Genomic DNA, 268 nt, shown 5'->3' with positions numbered 1-268 from the left:
TCATGCCGACGCATACCCGCCGATCCGAAGAGGCGCAGACCTTCCAGCAGTTCTCAACGCCGATTCCACTCGGCCTGGTCGCCGCAACGGCCGCCGCCATCACGCCCGCCGACCGTGTGCTGGAGCCTTCCGCCGGCACCGGGCTGCTCGCCATCCTGGCCGAGATAGTCGGCGCCTCGCTCGTCCTCAACGAGCTTGCCGAGACGCGCGCGGCACTTCTCTCCTGCCTCTTTCCGGCCGTCTCCGCCAGCCGCTTCGACGCCGCCCA

Annotated in this window: 1 pseudogene; it reads left to right on the top strand. The window is 69.8% G+C overall.

The features are described 5' to 3' along the window. Nucleotides 1-268 (top strand): annotated as a pseudogene (locus NR193_RS33400) (SAM-dependent methyltransferase); the annotation flags it as partial.

The sequence above is a fragment of the Mesorhizobium sp. Mes31 genome (genome assembly GCF_024519675.1).
GTDB lineage: Bacteria > Pseudomonadota > Alphaproteobacteria > Rhizobiales > Rhizobiaceae > Mesorhizobium.
The sequence above is the reverse complement of the archived record's forward strand: the minus strand, read 5'-3'. Positions and strand labels throughout refer to the sequence as shown.